We start from the raw sequence: 17,952 nt of genomic DNA on the forward strand, positions 1-17,952 counted from the left end.
ACGGCCGGTTCAGCGCAGGGCAGTCGCTGCACAGGTTGATGTTGCCGCCCCACAACGGCCGTGTCCTCGCATGGGCCGTGCTGGTGCCGGGCTACTACCGGGAGCTGTCGTTGTGCCCTACTGGAGTGGCACGGCAGATCCGGCCGAGCCGTCGTCCTACGCTGCGCCCGGTGCCTTGCGGGCCACGTAGACGGTGTTGGTCGAGGTGCCGCCTTGCAGCGGGTTGGCGAAGTCGACGACATGGGCCGCCGCCAGGGCGAAGACCTCCTGGAGCGCGGAGGTGAACTCCTCGTCGGGCGGGTCGTTCGACCACAGGGCGAACACTCCTTCGGGGTGGAGGTGTTCGGCGAGGGCACGGAGCCCGGCCGGTTGGTAGAGGGCCGCGTGGCGTGGGTGCAGGACATGGCGTGGTGAGTGGTCGACGTCCAGCAGGACGGCATGGAAGCGACGGCCGGGGGCCTCGGTGTCCAGGCCGCGGGGGTCGGCGGCCAGCGCGAAGAAGTCGCCGTGCGCCAGGCGGCATCGGGCGTCAGAGGTGAGCTGGGCTCCGAGGGGTACCAGGTGCCGCTGGTGCCAGTCGATGACTTCGGGGAGTGCTTCGATCACGGTCAGCGAGCGCACCCGGGGATCGTTCAGGGCCGTAAGGGCGGTGTAGCCGAGCCCGAGTCCGCCGACGACCACGTCGAGTTCGGGCCGTCCGGTGTCGGGCAGCTCGGCCAGTCCGAGTTCTGTGAGCGCGATCTCGCCGGTGGTGAAGAGGCTGGACATGAGGAACTCGTCGCCGAGCTTCACCTCGTACACGCTCTCTCCCGAGACCGGGTGGCGGCGGCGCCGCAGACTGATCTCGCCGATCGGTGTCGGTCGCCAGTCGATCTCCTCGAAGCGCGGGCCCATCCGGTCACCTCTCTGGCCTTCGTTGATGCGCGGGCGCCGTCGCCGACGGCGACGGATCCCCGCCCCGGCGGGGGAGCGGGGATCCGCGGCGGGGACTCGGTCAGGCGTCGATGATGACGGGGATGATCAGCGGCCTGCGGCGATGCGTGCGGAAGGCCCAGTTGGCCACGGCGCGGGCGATGAGTTGTTCCAGCTGGCGGGCGTCACCTACGCCTTCCTTGGCGGCGTTGGCCAGCGTTTTCTCGAGGACGGGGATGACCGGCTCGAAGGTGGTGTCGTCGTGGACGAAGCCGCGCGCCAGGAAGTCGGGGGCCTCGGCGAGGGCTCCGGTGTCGGCGTCCACGATGGCCACGACCGTGATGACGCCCTCCTGGGCGAGGGTCACCCGGTCCTTGAGGGATGCCTCGGTCGCGCCGCCGACCTCCATGCCGTCCACGTAAACGTTTCCGGCGGGCACCTTGCCGGTGATGGAGGCGCGCCCGTCGACGAGGTCGACAACGACACCGTCCTCCGCGATGACGACCCGGTCGGGATCGACACCGGTGCGGATGGCGAGGTCGGCGTTGGCCCGAAGGTGGCGGAACTCGCCGTGGACGGGCATGACGTTGCGGGGCCGGACGATGTTGTAGCAGTAGACGAGTTCACCGGCGCTGGCGTGGCCGGAGACGTGCACCTTGGCGTTGCCCTTGTGGACGACGTTGGCACCCCACCGGGTCAGACCGTTGATCACCCGGTAGATGGCGTTCTCGTTGCCGGGGATGAGGGAACTGGCGAGCAGTACGGTGTCGCCCTTGCCGATGCGGATCGCGTGGTCGCGGTTGGCCATCCGCGACAGGGCGGCCATCGGCTCACCCTGGGAGCCCGTGCATACCAAGGTGATCCGGTGGTCCGGGAGCTGCTCCAGCTCTTTGGCGTTCACGACCAGGCCGGACGGGACCTTGAGGTAGCCGAGATCGCGGGCGATGCCCATGTTGCGAACCATCGAGCGGCCCACGAAGGCGACCTTGCGGCCATGCTGGTGGGCGGCGTCCAGCACCTGCTGGATACGGTGCACATGGCTGGCGAAGCTGGAGACGATGACACGGCGTGGCGCGGTGCGGATGACCTGTTCGATCGCGGGGTTCAGCTCGCGTTCGGAGGTGGTGAAGCCGGGGACCTCGGCGTTGGTGGAGTCGGTGAGGAACAGGTCCACGCCCTCCTCGCCGAGACGGGCGAAGGCGCGCAGGTCGGTGATCCGGTCGTCCAGGGGGAACTGGTCCATCTTGAAGTCGCCGGTGTGCAGCACCAGGCCGGCTCCGGTCCGCAGGGCCACCGCGAGTCCGTCCGGGATGGAGTGGTTGACGGCCACGAACTCACAGTCGAACGGGCCGAAGCCACGCCGATCGCCCTCACGCACGCGCACCGTGCGGGGCCTGATTCCGTGCTCCTTGAGCTTGGCCTCCAGGAACGCGAGGGTGAGCTTCGAGCCGACGACCGGGATGTCCGCCCGCTCGCGCAGCAGATAGGGCACGCCCCCGATGTGATCCTCATGGCCGTGGGTGAGCACGACGGCCACGATGTCGTCCAGGCGGTCCCGGATCGAGGTGAAGTCGGGCAGGATCACGTCCACCCCGGGCTGGTTCTCCTCGGGGAACAGCACGCCGCAGTCCACGATCAACAGCTTGCCTGCGTACTCGAAGACGGTCATGTTGCGACCGATTTCGCCCAAGCCGCCCAAGGCGGTCACCCGCAGCCCGCCTTCGGGCAGCGGTGGGGCGGCTTTGAGTTCTGGGTGCGGATGGCTCATATCCATACGTTACCGAAGAGTGTGGCGGTGTGATCCACCACCCGGGGGTTGGAGCGAGGGGCGGTGCGACGACTGGGCGCCACGACTCCTGCCAGGGGGGAACGAGACGCGGTGAAGGCGGATCCCGCCTCCTGACCCTTGGCGTCCTTGGCGTCCTTGGCGTCGCCGGTACCGCTTGCCTAGACGCCGTCCACGGCATCGCCGACCGCGGCCTGCACCGGGGACACGTCGCCGGGCGCCACCCGCACCCCCGACCCGATCCCAAGATCAGCGACCGATCCCATGATTTTTTGCAGGGGGTAGGTGCACCCAAAAGCTACCGGGCAAGGCTTCCAACTTCGGGCCCCGGCGAGGAACTGACGCACCAGCAGCGGAAGTCACGCAACCACTGACGATCAACTACCGGCACACGACACAGCCCTCAGCCGTCAACGGTTCGGAACCGAGCCACCCGGCAAGGTGTCGAGCCGCCGGAGCGCCCGTCCCACGAGGGCGGTCCGACGACGGAGATCCGCCGGGCGGTGCGGTGCGGTGCGCTGCGCTGCGCGGAGCAGCCGAGCCCGTACCTCCCGCCGTCATCGGGCGTGCATACGGGGATGGCCGGCTCGGACCCGGGCGGGCCGACCACCCCGGCGTACGCGCGCCCGCCCCTCTCCTACGACTGCGCGGGCTCCGCGTCCGGGACCGGCGCGGTGAGGAATTCCTCCGTGATCTCCTTCGGTCCGAACGGCCAGACCTTCTCGAAGCGCGCCCACAACACGTACGCCACGATGCCGAGACCCAGCCAGGCCAGCGACCATTCGATGGGATGGCGGCCGGGCGAGTTCTTGTCTGCGTAGCCGTAGATCACCAGCCAGCCGACGAGGGCGAGCAGGCTGGGCAGGGGGTACAGCCACATCTTGTACGGGCGGCGCAGGTGCGGCTGCCGCCTGCGCAGGACCGTCACCGCGGCGATCTGGGCGAGCGCCTGGACGAGGACCATCACCGTGGTGAGGAGCTGGATCAGGGTCGCCAGGTCCGTGTGGCGGCCGATGAGGAAACCGATCGCCGTCACCACCCCCATGGTGGCCAGGCCCAGCATGGGGAAGCGGTGCCTGGGGTGCAGCTTGGCGTAGGGGCGGAAGAAGACCCGTTCGCGGGCCGCGTCGTACGGGACGCGGGAGCCGCCCAGAAGGCCGGTGAAGACGGAGGCGAACGCGGTGATCAGAATGAGGACCGTGACCGTGTCGGCCGCCCCCTTGCCCCAGGTCTTCTCCAGGACCGCCGAGGCGACGGAGGTCGAGGCGATGTCGTCCGCGTCCGTCATCCGGTGCCAGTCGATGACGCCGAGCGTGCCGATCTGCAGCAGCAGGTAGATGGCCATGATGCCGACGATGGAGAGGATGATGGAGCGCGGCAGCGTCCGGCCCGGGTCCTTGAGCTCGGCGCCCATGTACGCGGTGGTGTTGTAGCCGAGGTAGTCGTAGATGCCGATCGTCAGGCCGGCGGCGAAGCCCAGCCAGAAGTGGTTGCCGGTGAGGTCGAAGGCGTGTGCCGGGTAGGTGAAGGCCAGGTCCGCGCTGAAGTCGGTGGCCGCGGCCACGATCACCAGGAGGACCGAGGTGATCATGACGGCCCACATCACGGCCGTGATCCGGGCGATGTGCTCGATGCCCCGCCACAGCAGGACGACCACCAGAAGGATCATGCCGAGGCCGACCAGGTCGCCGGTCGTCCTGCCCATGTCCGGTGCCAGATAGCCGAGGTACTGCACGAAGCCGACCACGCCGGTGGACATGATCAGCGGGATGAAGATCATGGCCGTCCAGACGAACAGGAACGGCATCAGCCGTCCGGTGCGGTACTGGAAGGCCTCGCGCAGGTACACATAGCTGCCGCCGGAGCCGGGCATCGCCGCGCCCAGTTCGGCCCAGACCAGGCCGTCGGCGAGGGCCAGCAGCGCGCCCGCGAGGAAGCCGATCACCGCCTGCGGGCCGCCGAACGCGGCGACCATCAGCGGGATCGTCACGAACGGCCCGATGCCGCACATCTGGCTCATGTTGATGGTGGTCGCCTGGAACAGGCCGAGACGGCGGACGAAGCCACCCTCGGGCGGCGGGCTACCGGACATGGGTCCTCCTGAAGCGGGACGCGGGGAGAGGCAGACGTGCCGACCGACGCCACTCGGCGGCCGACGGATCAAGGGCGGCGGGTATCCGGCCGACGCAGGGCTCCCCTTGGCTCGCCCGGCGAGGCTGAGAGCCTGTTCTCAGGCACAGACTCTCGCTTGCGCGATAAAGTTAAGGAGCCTTACTAGATGCGTCAAGAGGGTGTCCCACATGCGTGAGAATGGTGCGATGCCCGCCAGTGACGTCGCAGCGCAGCCCGACCAGCCGTGGAACCGCCAGCGGTTGCGCAGCACCAACGAGCGCCTGCTCCTGGACCGGCTGCGTTCCGCCGGCGCCGCTTCACGCGCGCAACTCGCCCGGGAGACCGGCCTGTCGAAGCCGACCGTCTCCAGCGCGCTGGCGGCCCTGGCGGAGGCTGGCCTGGTGCACGAGGTCGGCACGCACGCGCCGGAACGCGGCCGGGTCGCCGTCCTCTACGCCCCGGACCCGTCCGCCGGGTACGCGCTCGGCATCGACATCGGGCGCGGCTGGCTGCGGGTGGCGCTCGCCAACCTGGACGGCGAGCTGGTGGCCCGCGCGGACGTGCGCAACCGGGCCCGCTCCTCCGGCGCCCTGGCCGATCTGGTGGTCGCCACGGCCCGGCAGGTGGTCGCGAACTCCGGTGTCGCCCATGCCGAGGTGGCCCACGCCGTGGTGGGCACGCCGGGCGTCTACGACGCGGATCGGCGGCGGGTGCGCTTCGCGATGCATCTGCCGGGCTGGGGGCGGGCCGGGCTGGTCGACCGGATGCGTGAGGAGCTGGGCGTACCGCTGGAGGTCCACAACGACGCCAATCTGGCGGCGCTCGGCGAGTACACGTACGGCGTCGGCGCGGGCAGCAGGCTCTTCGCGTACATCATGATCGGTACGGGGCTCGGCATGGGCGTGGTCAGCGAGGGCCGGGTGTTCACCGGGGCGCACGGCGGTGCCGGGGAGATCGGGTTCCTGCCGTGGCCCGGGCAGCAGCGGCTTCGGACGCTGGAGGACGCCGTCTCGGGGGTGGCGGTCGTGGAGTCGGCGCGGAGGTTCGGGATGACCGGGCAGCTCACCGCGAAGGCGGTCTTCGACTCGGCCCGGCAGGGACATCCCGCCGCGGTCAAGGCGGTCGAGCTGGAGAGCGAGCGGATCGCGCACACGGTCGCGGCGGCCGCGGCTGTGCTCGACCCTGATCTCGTCGTCCTGGGCGGCGGGGTGGGGCACAGCGTGGACCTGCTGCTGCGCCCCGTACGGGAGAACCTGCGCGCGCTCACCCCCCTGCGGCCGAAGATCGTGCCCAGCCGGCTCGGTGAGGACGCGGTGCTGCTGGGCGCGGTGGCCACGGCTCTGGGGACCGCGCGGGACGTGGTGTTCGAGCGACGATCGGCGTCCTGACCAACTCGCCCACCGGCAACGGTGATTGACACGTCTCGCCCGCGCCCCTAGCTTGAGAAGCAGTTAGTAAAGTTTCCTAACTTGCAGTGCCGTAGCGCGGATGCTCCCCCCACTCCCTAGGAGACAGACGTGTTCCACCGCCCTGCCGCCAGACGCCGCCTCGCCACGGCAGCCGTCGCCCTGGGCCTGCTCTGTACGCTCTCCACGAGCGCGTGGGCCGGCGCCCGCGACGCGTCACCGCCCCGCCACCGGACGCAGACCACCGCCGTCGCCTCCCGCGCCGGCAGTGCCACCGCCCTGTCCGGCTACGCCATCCAGTCGACCGCGAAGGTCACCGACTCCGCGGCCGCCGTTTCCTCCCCGGGCTATCCGGCGAGTGGCTGGTATCCGGCGGGCTCCCGCTCCACGGTGCTCGCGGCGCTGCTGGCGGACGGCAAGTACGCCGACCCGTTCTACTCGACCAACCAGCAGCAGATCCCCAAGGCCGACTTCCAGGTTCCCTGGTGGTACCGCTCGGACTTCACGGTCGCCGACACCTCCGAGCGCACGTATCTCGACTTCAGCGGGGTGATCTCGGCGGCCGACGTCTACGTCAACGGGCAGCAGGTCGCCAAGGCCGCCGACGTGGCGGGCGCGTACACCCGCCACGAGCTGGACGTCACCTCACTGGTGGACGCGGGCACCAACACGGTGGCCTTCCGCATCCAGCCCAACAACCCCGGCAAGAACCTCACCATGGGCTGGATCGACTGGCTGCAGCCGCCGCCCGACGAGAACATGGGGATCGTGCGCGATGTGCTGGTGCGGCGCGGCGGCCCGGTCGCCCTGCGCGACGCGCACGTCGTCACCGATCTCGATGTGCCGTCCCTCTCCACCGCGGACCTGACGGTCAAGGCCCGGGCCCGCAACGACTCGGACTCGCCCGTCACCGCCACCGTCTCGGGCGGCGTCGGCGCGATCTCGTTCAGCAAGTCCGTCTCCCTGGCCGCTCACGCGACCAAGACGGTCACCTTCGCTCCGGCCGAGGTCCCCGGGCTGCACCTGACCTCGCCGAAGGTGTGGTGGCCCGCGGGCATGGGCGGACAGCCGCTGTACGCCCTCGACCTCACCGCGTCCGTCGCCGGCACCGTCTCGGACGCGGCGCACGAGAACTTCGGCATCCGCGACGTGAAGGCCCCCCTCAACTCCGACGGTGCCCGGCAGTACAGCGTCAACGGACGCAAGCTGCTCATCCGGGGCGGCGGCTGGTCGCCCGACGAGTTCCTGCGCTGGGACAGGACATACGTCGAGGACCGGCTGAAGTACGCGCTCGACCTCGGCCTCAACACCATCCGCCTCGAAGGGCACATCGAGCCGGACGAGTTCTTCGACCTCGCGGACCGGTACGGCATCCTCACGCTGCCCGGCTGGGAGTGCTGCGACAAGTGGGAGGGCAACGTCAACGGCGGCGAGCCGGGCGACAAGTGGACCGCCGAGGACTACCCGGTCGCGGGGGCGTCGATGGCCGCCGAGGCCGCCCGGCTGCGCGACCACCCGAGTGTCATCTCCTTCCTCATCGGCAGCGACTTCGCTCCCGACGCGACGATCGAGAAGACCTACCTCGACGCCCTGAAGGCCGCCGACTGGCCCACCCCCGTGGTCGCGGCCGCGTCCGACAACTCCTCACCCATCAGTGGACGTTCGGGCATGAAGATGTCCGGCCCCTACGACTGGGTCCCGCCGAACTACTGGTACACCAAGCGCGAGGGCGGCGCCACCGGCTTCAACTCCGAGACCAGCGCGGGCCCCGACATCCCCACGCTCGACACACTGCGCCGCATGATGAGCCCGGCAGAACTCGACACCCTCTGGAAGAACCCGAGCGCCAAGCAGTACCACCGTTCACCGTCGTCGACCTTCAGCACCCTGAAGCTCTACGACGACGCGCTGGCCGGACGCTACGGAGCGCCCAGCAGCCTCACCGACTACGTACGCAAGGCGCAACTGGCCCAGTACGAGAACGTCCGGGCCCAGTTCGAGGCGTACGGACGCAACGCCACCGACTCCTCGAAGCCCTCCACCGGGGTCGTCTACTGGATGTTCAACAGCGGCTGGACCTCGCTCCACTGGCAGCTGATGGACCGTTACCTCGACCAGGGCGGCGCCTACTTCGGGGCGAGGAAGGCCAACGAGCCGCTGCACGTCCAGTACTCGTACGACAACCGTTCGGTCGTCGTGGTGAACAACCGGCACGCCTCCGCGTCCGGCCTCACCGCCCGCGCCACGCTTTTCAACACCGACGGCACGCAGAAGTACGACAGGACCGTCACCGGAGTGACGGTGGGCGGCGACGGCGCGCGCGGCACCGCGCTCACGCTGCCCTCGTCGGTGAGCGGTCTGTCGACGACCTACCTCGCGCGCCTGGTCCTGAGCGACTCCACGGGCACGGAGGTGAGCCGCAACGTCTACTGGCTCTCCACCAAGCCCGACACGCTCGACTGGGACAACACCGACTGGTACTACACGCCGACGACGAGCTACGCGGACCTGAAGGGCCTGAGTTCCATGGCGCAGGCTCCGGTGTCGGCGACGGCGTCGACGACCTCGTCGGGTGACACGTCGACCACGACGGTCACCGTGCGCAACACGGACGGCGGCAGGACGCCGTCGCTGCTGACGGACGTACACCTGGTGGACACGGCGGGGAAGCCGGTGCTGCCGGTGCGGTGGTCCGACAACGAGGTCAGTCTCTGGCCCGGAGAGTCGGTCACCCTGACGGCCACGTACCGGACGACTGATCTGCACGGGTCCCAGCCGCGGGTGCGGGTCTCCGGGTGGAACACGCCGGAGCGCACGGTTCCGGCGGCCTGATCCGACGGGGGGTGGTCCGGCCCGGCCCACCCCCCGTGGGGTTCAGCTCACGTCGAGCGCTGCGTCGTCGATCATGAACGACGTCTGCGGAGTAGGGCTCCATAAAGGCTGGCGGCTGCACGCCGGCAGTCAGTGGGAGTACCTGCCGCAGGAGCTGGGTTCGCCAGGGCATGACGTGCTGGCGGCTCCTGTGTGACTGGAACGAGGCCGGCGTCCGGCAGCGGCTGCACGAGGTCCTGCCGGCCGCGTTGAACCCGGCCGTGCGGCTGGAGCGGTCCCGCCGTGCGGTCGACTCCTCCCGCGTCAGGGCGCTGAAAGGGGGCAGCACACGGGGCCATCGCCGGTCGGCCGGCGCTGGGCGGGCTCGAAGCACCACGTGATCACCGGGTTCCGCACCACGGGTTTGTACGCGATCAGGGGGCCCGGGCGGGCTGTACACGTCGGCGGCTCCCGCCCGGTGAGTTCAGGGGGAGCCGTCGGTGTCGTTACGAGGTGTTCGCGTGGGGCAGCTTACGCGTGGCGGTGCGAGCGTCGGTTGCCGGTGACGAGTCGGTAGAGGACGAGCAGAATGACGGAGCCGGCGATCGCGGCGATCCAGGTGGAGAGGTCGAAGAACCCGTCGATGGAGTCGACACCGAAGATCACCTTGCCGAGCCAGCCGCCGAGCAGACCACCGACGATGCCGATGAGCATGGTGACGATGATGCCGCCGGGGTCCTTGCCGGGCATCAGCGCCTTGGCGATGGCGCCGGCGAGCAGGCCGATGATGATCCACGCGATGATGCCCATGGTGCGTCTCCACTTCGTCGTAAGAGGCTGTGTCAGCCCATCGTCTGCACCGATCCCGCCAGAACAAACGTCCATCTTCGCGTCTTTCGGCGGGGACCGCCGTCCGGGCGCTCGCATGTGAGTTTCCGCAGATGATCGGACCGGATGGAGTGCCCGGCCAAGCGGGTGGGATGTCGTGCTGAACCCGCCAGGACGGGGTATTGGGATCCCGGTAAGGTCCCCTCGCACGGAAGTGATGCTTGTTCCATGGCACAGACACGAGACGTCGTTGAACTCATTCTCCAGGACCACCGAAAGATGGAGGATCTCTTTCGTCTGATGCGCAGCGTCGAAGCCGACCGGGCGGCCGCTCTGCGGGAGTTCTCCGATCTGCTGATCGCGCACGCACAGGCGGAGGAGGCGAAGGTCTATCCGGCTCTCAAGCGCTACAGGAAGATCGACGACGAAGAGGTGGAGCACGGCGAGGAGGAGCACGAGGAGGGCAACAAGGCCCTCCTGGAACTTCTTGAGGTCGACGAGGTCGGGTCCCAGGAGTGGGACGAGAAGCTGGAAGAGCTCGTCCAGGCCATCACCCACCACGCCGACGAGGAGGAGCGCACCATCCTCAACGGAGCACGCGAGAACGTGGCCATGGAGCGCCGCGAGGAACTGGGTGAGGCGTTTCTCGAAGAGCGCGAGCGTCAGCTGAAGGCAGGCTGCGGTGACGTCGACAACGTGCGCCGCATCGTCAGCTCCTGACCCTTCCGTCTCCTACGACGCTTCTGGCCGCTTCCGCATCGCGCGGCCTCGGACCGGGGCGAGTCGTCGGTGCCACCCCGATCCGGGTGGGCGGTTCCGTACGGCCGAGGCGGCGCGGTCCGGCAGCGTGGTCGTGCCGGGCCTGCGGGAACTCCTTCGTACCGGCGGGGCCAAGGAGCCGCGGGCCCGACAGACACGCCAGAACCTGACATCAGTGTGAGAGGCAAGTCCTGCGGCGGGGGAGAAGGGGATGGTCCGCGGGGCCGTCGGCGGAGAGCCGGCTTTTTTCACTTCCGCGGGGAAGTGAGGTGGCGGAAGCGGGGAACAAGGCGAAGGCGCGGGCAGCCGCTTGTGTCTCGCCTCGGTGGGCGGCGGCACGGGAGGGCTCGTACTCGGCGATCATCGCCTCGGCCGTCGCAGCGGCGGCGAGGACACAGGTCAGACGTGAGGGTTGATGGGGGACATGCGGGACACCAGCGACGGTTCAGCAGTGCCGGAAGTGGTGGAGGGTCCTGCCCTGCTGCCGCATCCGAGCAACAAGGTGGCCCGGTGGCTGCTGCGTCATCGCGTGCAGCCGATCGGACCGGCAGCCGGTGAGCAGCAGAGCGAGCAGCACGCCTGGTGGAAGGTGATGTGCCTGACCGGCGTCGACTACTTCTCCTCTCTGGCATACGTGCCGGCGATCGCCGCGCTCGCGGCCGGGGCGGCCTCCCCTCTGGCGACGCTGCTGATCGTGGCACTCACGTTGCTGGGCATGCTGCCGATGTACCGAAGGGTGGCCAAGGCGAGCCCGCGCGGCGCCGGATCGGTCGCGATGCTGGAGGATCTGCTGCCGTTCTGGTGGGGCAAGCTCCTGATCCTGGTCCTGCTCGGCTTCGTCGCCACCTCGTGGCTCATCACGATCACCCTCTCCACCGCGGACGCCTCCGTGCACGTCATGGAGAATCCCTTCTTCCCCGCCGCGCTGCACGGTCACGAGGTGGCTCTCACCGTGGCGCTGCTGCTGATCCTGGGAGGCGTGTTCCTGCTCGGATTCAGCGAGGCGGTCAGCGTGGCCATCCCCCTCGTCGCGCTCTTCCTGCTGCTCAACGCGGTGGTCATCGCCGTAGGTCTGGTGCAGGTGTTCACCACACCGGGAGCCTTTTCGGCGTGGACGGACGCCCTCATCAAGGGCGGAGGCGGCTTCGGCGACCTGATCACTCCCGCCCTCCTGGCGTTCCCGTTGCTGGTCCTCGGGCTGTCGGGATTCGAGACCGGGGTGAGCATGATGCCTCTCATCTCCGCCGACGGGGCCGATGAGGAGCAGCGGCTGCAAGCACGGATCCGCAACACCCGCAGGCTGCTGACGACGGCAGCGCTCGTCATGAGCGTCTACCTGCTGTCGTCGAGCTTCGTGACCACCGTGCTCATTCCCCACCACGAGTTCGAAGCCGGCGGCGGCGCGAACGGCCGGGCGCTGGCGTGGCTGGCCCACGAACACGTCGGGGAGGCGTTCGGAACGTTCTACGACATCAGCACGATCCTGATCCTCTGGTTCGCCGGCGCGTCCGCCATGGCAGGGCTGATCAACATCGTGCCCCGGTACCTGCCCGACTACGGCATGGCACCCGAATGGGGCCGTGCGGTACGGCCCGTCGTCCTCGTCTACACCGCCCTGTGCGTCCTGATCACCATCACCTTCGACGCCGACGTCGACGCCCAGGCCGGTGCCTACGCCACCGGAATCCTCGCCATGATGGTCTCCGGGGCTTTCGCCGTCACCCTGGCCGCCGCGCGCCACGGCCGGCGGCCGGCCGCCGTCGGGTTCAGTCTGCTGACGCTGATCCTTCTCTACGCCCTGGTGTACAACATCGTCGACAAGCCCGACGGCATCGCCATCTCCGGCCTCTTCATCGCCGGGATCATCCTCGTGTCGCTGATCTCCCGTGTCGCGCGCACCACCGAACTGCGCGCGGACCGCATCGTCTTCGACAAGGCCGCCCGGCAGTTCATCTCCGACACCCTCGCCCATGACAAGGCCATCAACATCATCGCCAACCGGCGCCAGGCCGGCGACGGCGCCGAGTACCAGGCCAAGGAACTGGAACAGCGCGGCACGAACCCGGTGCCCGGCCCGGCCGACATCCTGTTCCTGGAGATCGACGTGGTCGACCCCTCCGACTTCAGCGAAACCCTCACCGTGCAGGGTGTCGAGGTCGACGGCCACCGCGTCCTGCGTGCCGAGGCACCGGCTGCCCCGAACGCCATAGCCGCCATCCTGCTGGCCCTGCGCCATGCCACCGGAGTGCGACCGCACTGCTACTTCGCGTGGGCCGAAGGCAGCCCGCTGAAGCACATGTTCCGCTACTTCCTGTTCGGCCGGGGCGACACCGCACCCGTCACCCGCGAGATCATCCGCAGCAACGAACCCGATCCCGCCAAGCGTCCCGGCATCCACGTCGGAAGCTGACGACTGCTACGGGCCCGAGGTGACAACGGGCGGCGCTGGGGGCCGGTCCAGGCGCGCCGTGCACGACCCGGCGCGGGTCGAGCGTGTGGACCGGCCCATCCGCACGCCGCGCCGGAACCGCCAGCTGTCTGTGGTCGTCTTGTGCGCTGACTGTGTGCGAACCAGGGTGTGGGGGACGTTGTGACGCGGAACGTGGCAAAGGCCGGTCTCGTGGTGGTGGCCATGGCGACGGTGTTGGGGGCCTCGGCATGCGGCGGCAAGGCCGGCGCGCAGGCCGGAGGGAGCGGCAGCAGGGTCGCCGCGCGCGGCGAGGGGAAGTCCGTGGCGTCGTTCGCGGGCGGAGCGTCGGCCGGCTCGGAGCCGAAGTCCGCCCCAGCCGTGGGGAACTCGTCCGTGATCGCGCGAACCGCCGCGGGGCCTGTCACCCGGCACGTGCCGTGGAACCTCGACATTCTCGACCAACGGGCGCGGCCTCTCAACGGAAAGCTCACCACCACAGCCAGGGGCAAGGGCGTTCACGTCTATGTGATCGACACCGGAATGGACATCGCCCACCAGGAGTTCGGGGGACGCGCCCACCTCGGTGCCGACTTCGTGGGCCCGAAGGACTCCGGCGACTGCTTCAGCGAGGAGGGCATCGGCCACGGCACCTTCGTCTCGGGCATCATCGGCGGGGCGAAGTACGGCGTGGCGCCCAAGGCCCAGCTCGTACGGGTCCAGGGCATCCTGTGCGAGAGCGCGGGCGGCGGCTCCCCGGCAGCGGCCGAGGCGGCCGTGGTGAAGTCGGTGAAGTGGGTCACCGCGCACGCGCAGAAGCCCGCGGTGGTGAACATGTCGCTCAACCTCGACCACCGGTCCGCGGCTGTGGACTCCGCCGTGAAGAAGATGGTCGACGCGGGCATCCCGACGGTGGTGTCGGCCGGCAACTTCCACGACGACGCCTGCGAGCACTCCCCGGCCGGCGTCCCCGGCACGATCGTCGTGGCGGCCTCCACCTCCAACGACCGCGCGTGGAACGACGGTGGCTCCTCGGGATCAGGCTACGGACGGTGCGTAGACCTGTACGCCCCCGGCCAGAAGGTGACCGCCGCGCTCGCCGGCGGCGGTACGACCACGGTGGACTACGGCGCGACCTCCTGGGCCGCGCCGCATGCGACCGGCGTGATCGCGCTGTACCTGTCGGCACACCCCCACGCGACGGCCCGGCAGGTCCACGTCTGGCTCGACCACACGGCCACCCCCGGTGTCGTGCACGGCGTCCGCTCCGACACCCCCAACCGGCTGCTCAACACGGGCGGCCTCTGACCGGCCGTCCTGCCGCCCTGCCGACGGCACCCGGCGCCGGGCGTCGGCAGCAGGCGAAAGCCGAACGCGCGCGAGGAGCAACTGGGCCGCCGTCGCGAACAGAACGCGGGCAAGCCCGACATGATCCCATTTCGGGCCCGCTTCGCACAGGACCACAGGTGGCCTTGTGCGAACAAGGCCACCCGCCGTTTGACGTCGGGTCGAGTGACGGAACCGCTGCTGGTTCCCTCCACATTCGGGCCGCCGGGGAATCTCCGCGGAGGCGCGCTGCACGCGAAGCCGGATCCGACCCGACACATCGAGCCCTCCCCGAACGGGCCGATCCTCTGAGGCTCCTCAAGTCTGTTGGCAGGGAGGGAAGTCGACGGCCAGGATCAGTCACATGACGGGATTCGCGGGGTTCAACAAGAAGCACACCTTCGTGCTGACGATCAGGGACTCGGACGTGGTCGCTGCGGCACTGCGTCAGTCGCTCGCCGAGGCGACGCCCGAGGAGCGTCCGGGACTGGAGCGTGCCGCCGCACTTGTGGAGGCCGCCGCCGCGGCCGAGGAAACGCGGCTGCGCGCCCGCTGGGTCCGCTCACGTCTCGCCGCCACCGGTTTCCAGGGGGACATCACCTCGGTCGCGGCGGTCAGGGCCCTGCGCCAGGCAGAGCCGAGGCTGAGCCTGCGGGCCGCGGTGCAGCTCCAGCAGGAGGCGGTGGCCCACTCGGAGTAGACCAGGCCCCCTGCTTGGGTGGACCGTCGGCGGGCGATCCGGAAGACCCGTGCACGACGCCGACCTGGTTCTGGACGACGGGAACCGTCAGGGGCGCCGGGAGGTCTGCCGTCTGGTTCAGCCGTGCTCGGGCTCCACGGGGAGCCACAGTTCGGCGTCGGCCTCGGTCTTCTCGGGCGACAGGCGGATGCGCAGGATCTCAGGGCCGGTGCGGGTGCGGTACGGATTCGACGGGAACCACTCGGTGAACACGTCTCGCCACAGTTCCTGGATGGCCTGCGGCGCCGGGCCAGAGGTGGTGAAGACCGCCCAGGTGCCGGCCGGGACGGCCAGGGCGGTCGTGCCCGCGGGAGCTGCCAGGGAGGTGATCACGCCGTGGTAGTAGTCGAGTTCGGTGCCCTCGGCGCGGCTGGGGTCCAGATCGTCGCAGACCGCGACGATGCCGTGCGGCTCCTGGTCCGACAGTTCCCGCAGGCGTTCCAGGGTCTGTGGGTCGATGCCACGGACGAAGTCCATGATCGCCTGGTTGGACCCGGCATGCACCAGCGGTACCCGGGCCTTGAGCCCGACGACGGTGAAGTCCGCCTTGTCCACAACGCGGTATCGCATCGTGCTACTCCCTTCGATGGTGAGGCGGAAGGTCATCCGGGACTGGGAGTTGAGCGCGGCGCCGGTACGTCGGGCCTCGCCCGGTCCGATTCCGTGCATGGCGCGGAAGGCGCGTGCGAACCCCTCGCCGGAGCTGTAGCCATAGCGCACCGCGATCTCCAGCAGCGTTTCACGCCCCGCGAGTACTTCGGCGCCCGCGAGGGTGAGTCGGCGGCGCCGGACGTACTCCGACAGCGGTATGCCCGCGAGCGCCGAGAACATCCGACGCAGGTGATATTCCGAGGTGGCCGCGATGCGTGCCAGCTCCTCCACCTCGACGGCCTGGTCGAGGTGGTGTTCGATGTGCGCCATAGCCTGGTTCAGCCGCTCCAGCATGCCCCGGCTTCCTTCCTCTTGACGACCACCACGCTAGGTGGCACCCACCATGCCGGACCCGACATCCTGTGCCCGATCATGTCGGGTGGAGGAGACGGTCCGGAAGGTCGAGCGTGTCAGGGACGCGGTTTCCGGTGCCCTTCGGAGTCCCTTTATGCTGAACCCGTGACATCCAAGGGCGAACAGGGGCAGGTGCTGCGGGCGGACGCCGCACGCAACCGCGCCCGGGTGTTGCGGATCGCCCGCGAGCAGCTGGCCGCCGGTGACGACTCGCTCCAGCTGAACGCCATCGCCAGGCTCGCCGGTGTGGGCGTGGGAACGGTGTACCGGCATTTCCCCAACCGCCACGCGCTGCGGGAGGCGCTGTCGGCCGAGCGTTTCCAGGAGCTGGTCGCCGAGGCCCGGGCCGCGGCCGCCGAGGAGGACGCCCTCGCGGGCCTGCACCGCCTGCTGCGCTTCACCCTCAGCCAGGCGTTGGACGACACCGGGTTCGCCGCCGTACTCGAATCCGCCAGCGACACCGACGCGGAGACCTCGGCACTGAAGGCCGAACTCGACCGGACCGTCGCGCACGTGCTCGACCGTGCCCGCACGACCGGTGCCGTCCGGCGCGATGTCGAGGCCGGCGACGTGCGCCGTCTGCTCTGCGGCATCGAGCACGCCGTACGCTCCGGGGGTAGCGACCCGGCACACACCGAGGTCTACCTCGACGTTCTCCTTGAGGGACTTCGCCCGCGTCGCTGACAGCAGCTCGGTGTCCGCGAGGGACACCGGCCGCCTCCCACTCGCTAACCGGATAGGTATCCGATCATGTTGGCCTGCTCTCATCCAACCGGATATCTATCCGGTTTCGTGAGGTGGTGGAGGGTGGACCTGATGGAGCAGCGGGCGGTAGTGACGGCGGGGACCGGGGGATCGGCCTGGAGACCGCTATGGGGCTGGCGGCGGGTGGGCTCGCCGTCACCGAGGCAGCGTCCCGACGCCCATGACAACACGTTACTCATTGGCCGATCGGCCACCCAGAGGGGGTGGCTCGGCCGGTCAAGCAGGCCACGCCCGCGTACTCGTGCGCGCCAACACTCGTCTGATGGAGCGTCAGATGCGGGGCGGCTCGGTGAACTGTCGGTGACGGTGGGCCACGGTGAAGGCGGGCAGCGGTGGCGCCGCGCACCCTGGGCCGGTGGGGTGCGGCGGGAGCCGTAGGCGCTTCGCCCTACCGGCGTCGGCAGACCAGGCAGGATCTGCTGATCGCCGGTGCCGAGACCCGCGTCGCCGCAGTCAAGCCCAACCTGGGTGACGCCGGCACCCGTGGTTTCGGTCCGGGTGACGCAGCGGTGTGACGAGATGCGTTTGGGAGCATTCAGGTGGTTCGCTGCAAGTCCCGGAACTGTGGACCGTGCAGGCTGCCTCCTGGACACCGAAGGAACACCGACTGCTGGAGGTTGTATGCAGGAGTGGCAGTACTCACCGACCGCCGTGACGGTGCCTGAGCTGGTCCTGGACCCCTACCGCTGCGGATTCGACGCGCACACGACTACGAGCGGGGCGGAGGCTGGAGAGCAGTGGGAGGACGATGACTGGCGCGTGCCGCCGCAGGCGCGGGCGGTCGAGGGGGAGGCAGCGTGGCCTGCCCCCGACCCGCGCCGACGGCTGTCCCCGGCGAGGCACCTGGCGATGGCTCCGGCCGACCGGCGTCGCCTGGAGCTGCACGCGGCACTCACCCGAGCGGGAGTCGCGCCCGCGCCGGGCGACCTGCACGCCGTGGAAGCGCTGAGCGGCCTCGACGACACCGTCAACGACGCCGTCAGGCGCTGGATCGCCGCCCGTTGAGCCTGGGTGAGCCGAGATCGACGAGACCGACCCCGATGGAGTGACGCGATGAGGTGACGCAGGCGCGCGGCCCGCCCCGGCACAGCAACTG

At 69.6% G+C, this 17,952-nt stretch carries 13 protein-coding genes and 1 pseudogene; 9 read left to right on the plus strand and 5 right to left on the minus strand.

Annotation, left to right across the window (positions count from 1 at the left end):
- Positions 1-156: 156 nt before the first annotated feature.
- The 3 genes from AC07AZ_RS25420 to AC07AZ_RS25430 form a co-directional block, all read right to left on the minus strand.
- Positions 157-894: a polyamine aminopropyltransferase gene (locus tag AC07AZ_RS25420; RefSeq protein WP_478851521.1), complete on the minus strand. Its 738-nt coding sequence runs from the start codon at positions 892-894 to the stop codon at positions 157-159.
- A 100-nt stretch (positions 895-994) separates the two neighbouring features.
- Positions 995-2,680 carry a ribonuclease J gene (locus AC07AZ_RS25425; protein WP_478851522.1) on the minus strand — a complete coding sequence of 562 codons (1,686 nt, stop codon included), beginning with the start codon at positions 2,678-2,680 and terminating at the stop codon, positions 995-997.
- Between the two features lie 655 nt (positions 2,681-3,335).
- Positions 3,336-4,790 carry an APC family permease gene (locus AC07AZ_RS25430; RefSeq protein ID WP_478851524.1) on the minus strand — a complete coding sequence of 485 codons (1,455 nt, stop codon included), beginning with the start codon at positions 4,788-4,790 and terminating at the stop codon, positions 3,336-3,338.
- Between the two features lie 226 nt (positions 4,791-5,016).
- Between AC07AZ_RS25430 and AC07AZ_RS25435 the strand changes: the two genes are divergently transcribed.
- The 3 genes and pseudogenes from AC07AZ_RS25435 to AC07AZ_RS25445 all read left to right on the plus strand — a co-directional run.
- Complete coding sequence (locus AC07AZ_RS25435; protein WP_478851526.1) at positions 5,017-6,198, plus strand: ROK family protein; 1,182 nt, start codon at positions 5,017-5,019, stop codon at positions 6,196-6,198.
- Between the two features lie 129 nt (positions 6,199-6,327).
- Entirely contained in the window at positions 6,328-9,048 is a 2,721-nt protein-coding gene (locus tag AC07AZ_RS25440; protein ID WP_478851528.1) for a glycoside hydrolase family 2 protein, read from the plus strand.
- Between the two features lie 115 nt (positions 9,049-9,163).
- Positions 9,164-9,454, plus strand: a pseudogene (locus AC07AZ_RS25445) (IS5/IS1182 family transposase); the annotation flags it as partial.
- A gap of 104 nt (positions 9,455-9,558) precedes the next feature.
- On the opposite strand, the gene AC07AZ_RS25450 reads toward AC07AZ_RS25445, so the two are convergent.
- Positions 9,559-9,837 (minus strand): GlsB/YeaQ/YmgE family stress response membrane protein, encoded by a 279-nt coding sequence (locus AC07AZ_RS25450; protein WP_478851530.1) that lies wholly within the window; start codon positions 9,835-9,837, stop codon positions 9,559-9,561.
- A gap of 246 nt (positions 9,838-10,083) precedes the next feature.
- On the opposite strand from AC07AZ_RS25450, the gene AC07AZ_RS25455 reads away from it, so the two are divergent.
- The 4 genes from AC07AZ_RS25455 (at position 10,084) to AC07AZ_RS25470 (ending at position 15,047) form a co-directional block, all read left to right on the plus strand.
- Complete coding sequence (locus tag AC07AZ_RS25455) at positions 10,084-10,575, plus strand: hemerythrin domain-containing protein (protein WP_478851532.1); 492 nt, start codon at positions 10,084-10,086, stop codon at positions 10,573-10,575.
- A gap of 463 nt (positions 10,576-11,038) precedes the next feature.
- Entirely contained in the window at positions 11,039-13,024 is a 1,986-nt protein-coding gene (locus AC07AZ_RS25460) for an APC family permease (RefSeq protein WP_478851533.1), read from the plus strand.
- A 180-nt stretch (positions 13,025-13,204) separates the two neighbouring features.
- Positions 13,205-14,329 (plus strand): S8 family peptidase, encoded by a 1,125-nt coding sequence (locus AC07AZ_RS25465; protein WP_478851535.1) that lies wholly within the window; start codon positions 13,205-13,207, stop codon positions 14,327-14,329.
- Positions 14,330-14,711: 382 nt separating this feature from the next.
- Entirely contained in the window at positions 14,712-15,047 is a 336-nt protein-coding gene (locus AC07AZ_RS25470) for a hypothetical protein (RefSeq protein WP_478851537.1), read from the plus strand.
- Positions 15,048-15,164: 117 nt separating this feature from the next.
- Here the strand turns inward: AC07AZ_RS25470 and AC07AZ_RS25475 are convergent, their stop codons facing one another.
- Entirely contained in the window at positions 15,165-16,031 is an 867-nt protein-coding gene (locus tag AC07AZ_RS25475) for an AraC family transcriptional regulator (protein WP_478851539.1), read from the minus strand.
- A 165-nt stretch (positions 16,032-16,196) separates the two neighbouring features.
- Between AC07AZ_RS25475 and AC07AZ_RS25480 the strand changes: the two genes are divergently transcribed.
- Entirely contained in the window at positions 16,197-16,775 is a 579-nt protein-coding gene (locus tag AC07AZ_RS25480) for a TetR/AcrR family transcriptional regulator (RefSeq protein ID WP_478851541.1), read from the plus strand.
- A gap of 702 nt (positions 16,776-17,477) precedes the next feature.
- Positions 17,478-17,861 (plus strand): hypothetical protein, encoded by a 384-nt coding sequence (locus AC07AZ_RS25485; protein WP_478851543.1) that lies wholly within the window; start codon positions 17,478-17,480, stop codon positions 17,859-17,861.
- The last annotated feature ends 91 nt before the right edge of the window (positions 17,862-17,952 follow it).

It is taken from the genome of Streptomyces sp. NPDC043878 (assembly GCF_056435735.1).

Excerpts from the sequence above, each read along its gene's own strand:
- AC07AZ_RS25460 (WP_478851533.1), top strand. The coding sequence starts at position 11,039 with ATGCGGGACACCAGCGACGGTTCAGCAGTGCCGGAAGTGGTGGAGGGT.
- AC07AZ_RS25420 (WP_478851521.1), bottom strand. The coding sequence starts at position 894 with ATGGGCCCGCGCTTCGAGGAGATCGACTGGCGACCGACACCGATCGGC.
- AC07AZ_RS25485 (WP_478851543.1), top strand. The coding sequence starts at position 17,478 with ATGCAGGAGTGGCAGTACTCACCGACCGCCGTGACGGTGCCTGAGCTG.
- AC07AZ_RS25475 (WP_478851539.1), bottom strand. The coding sequence starts at position 16,031 with ATGCTGGAGCGGCTGAACCAGGCTATGGCGCACATCGAACACCACCTC.
- AC07AZ_RS25430 (WP_478851524.1), bottom strand. The coding sequence starts at position 4,790 with ATGTCCGGTAGCCCGCCGCCCGAGGGTGGCTTCGTCCGCCGTCTCGGC.
- AC07AZ_RS25435 (WP_478851526.1), top strand. The coding sequence starts at position 5,017 with ATGCCCGCCAGTGACGTCGCAGCGCAGCCCGACCAGCCGTGGAACCGC.
- AC07AZ_RS25455 (WP_478851532.1), top strand. The coding sequence starts at position 10,084 with ATGGCACAGACACGAGACGTCGTTGAACTCATTCTCCAGGACCACCGA.
- AC07AZ_RS25425 (WP_478851522.1), bottom strand. The coding sequence starts at position 2,680 with ATGAGCCATCCGCACCCAGAACTCAAAGCCGCCCCACCGCTGCCCGAA.
- AC07AZ_RS25470 (WP_478851537.1), top strand. The coding sequence starts at position 14,712 with ATGACGGGATTCGCGGGGTTCAACAAGAAGCACACCTTCGTGCTGACG.
- AC07AZ_RS25450 (WP_478851530.1), bottom strand. The coding sequence starts at position 9,837 with ATGGGCATCATCGCGTGGATCATCATCGGCCTGCTCGCCGGCGCCATC.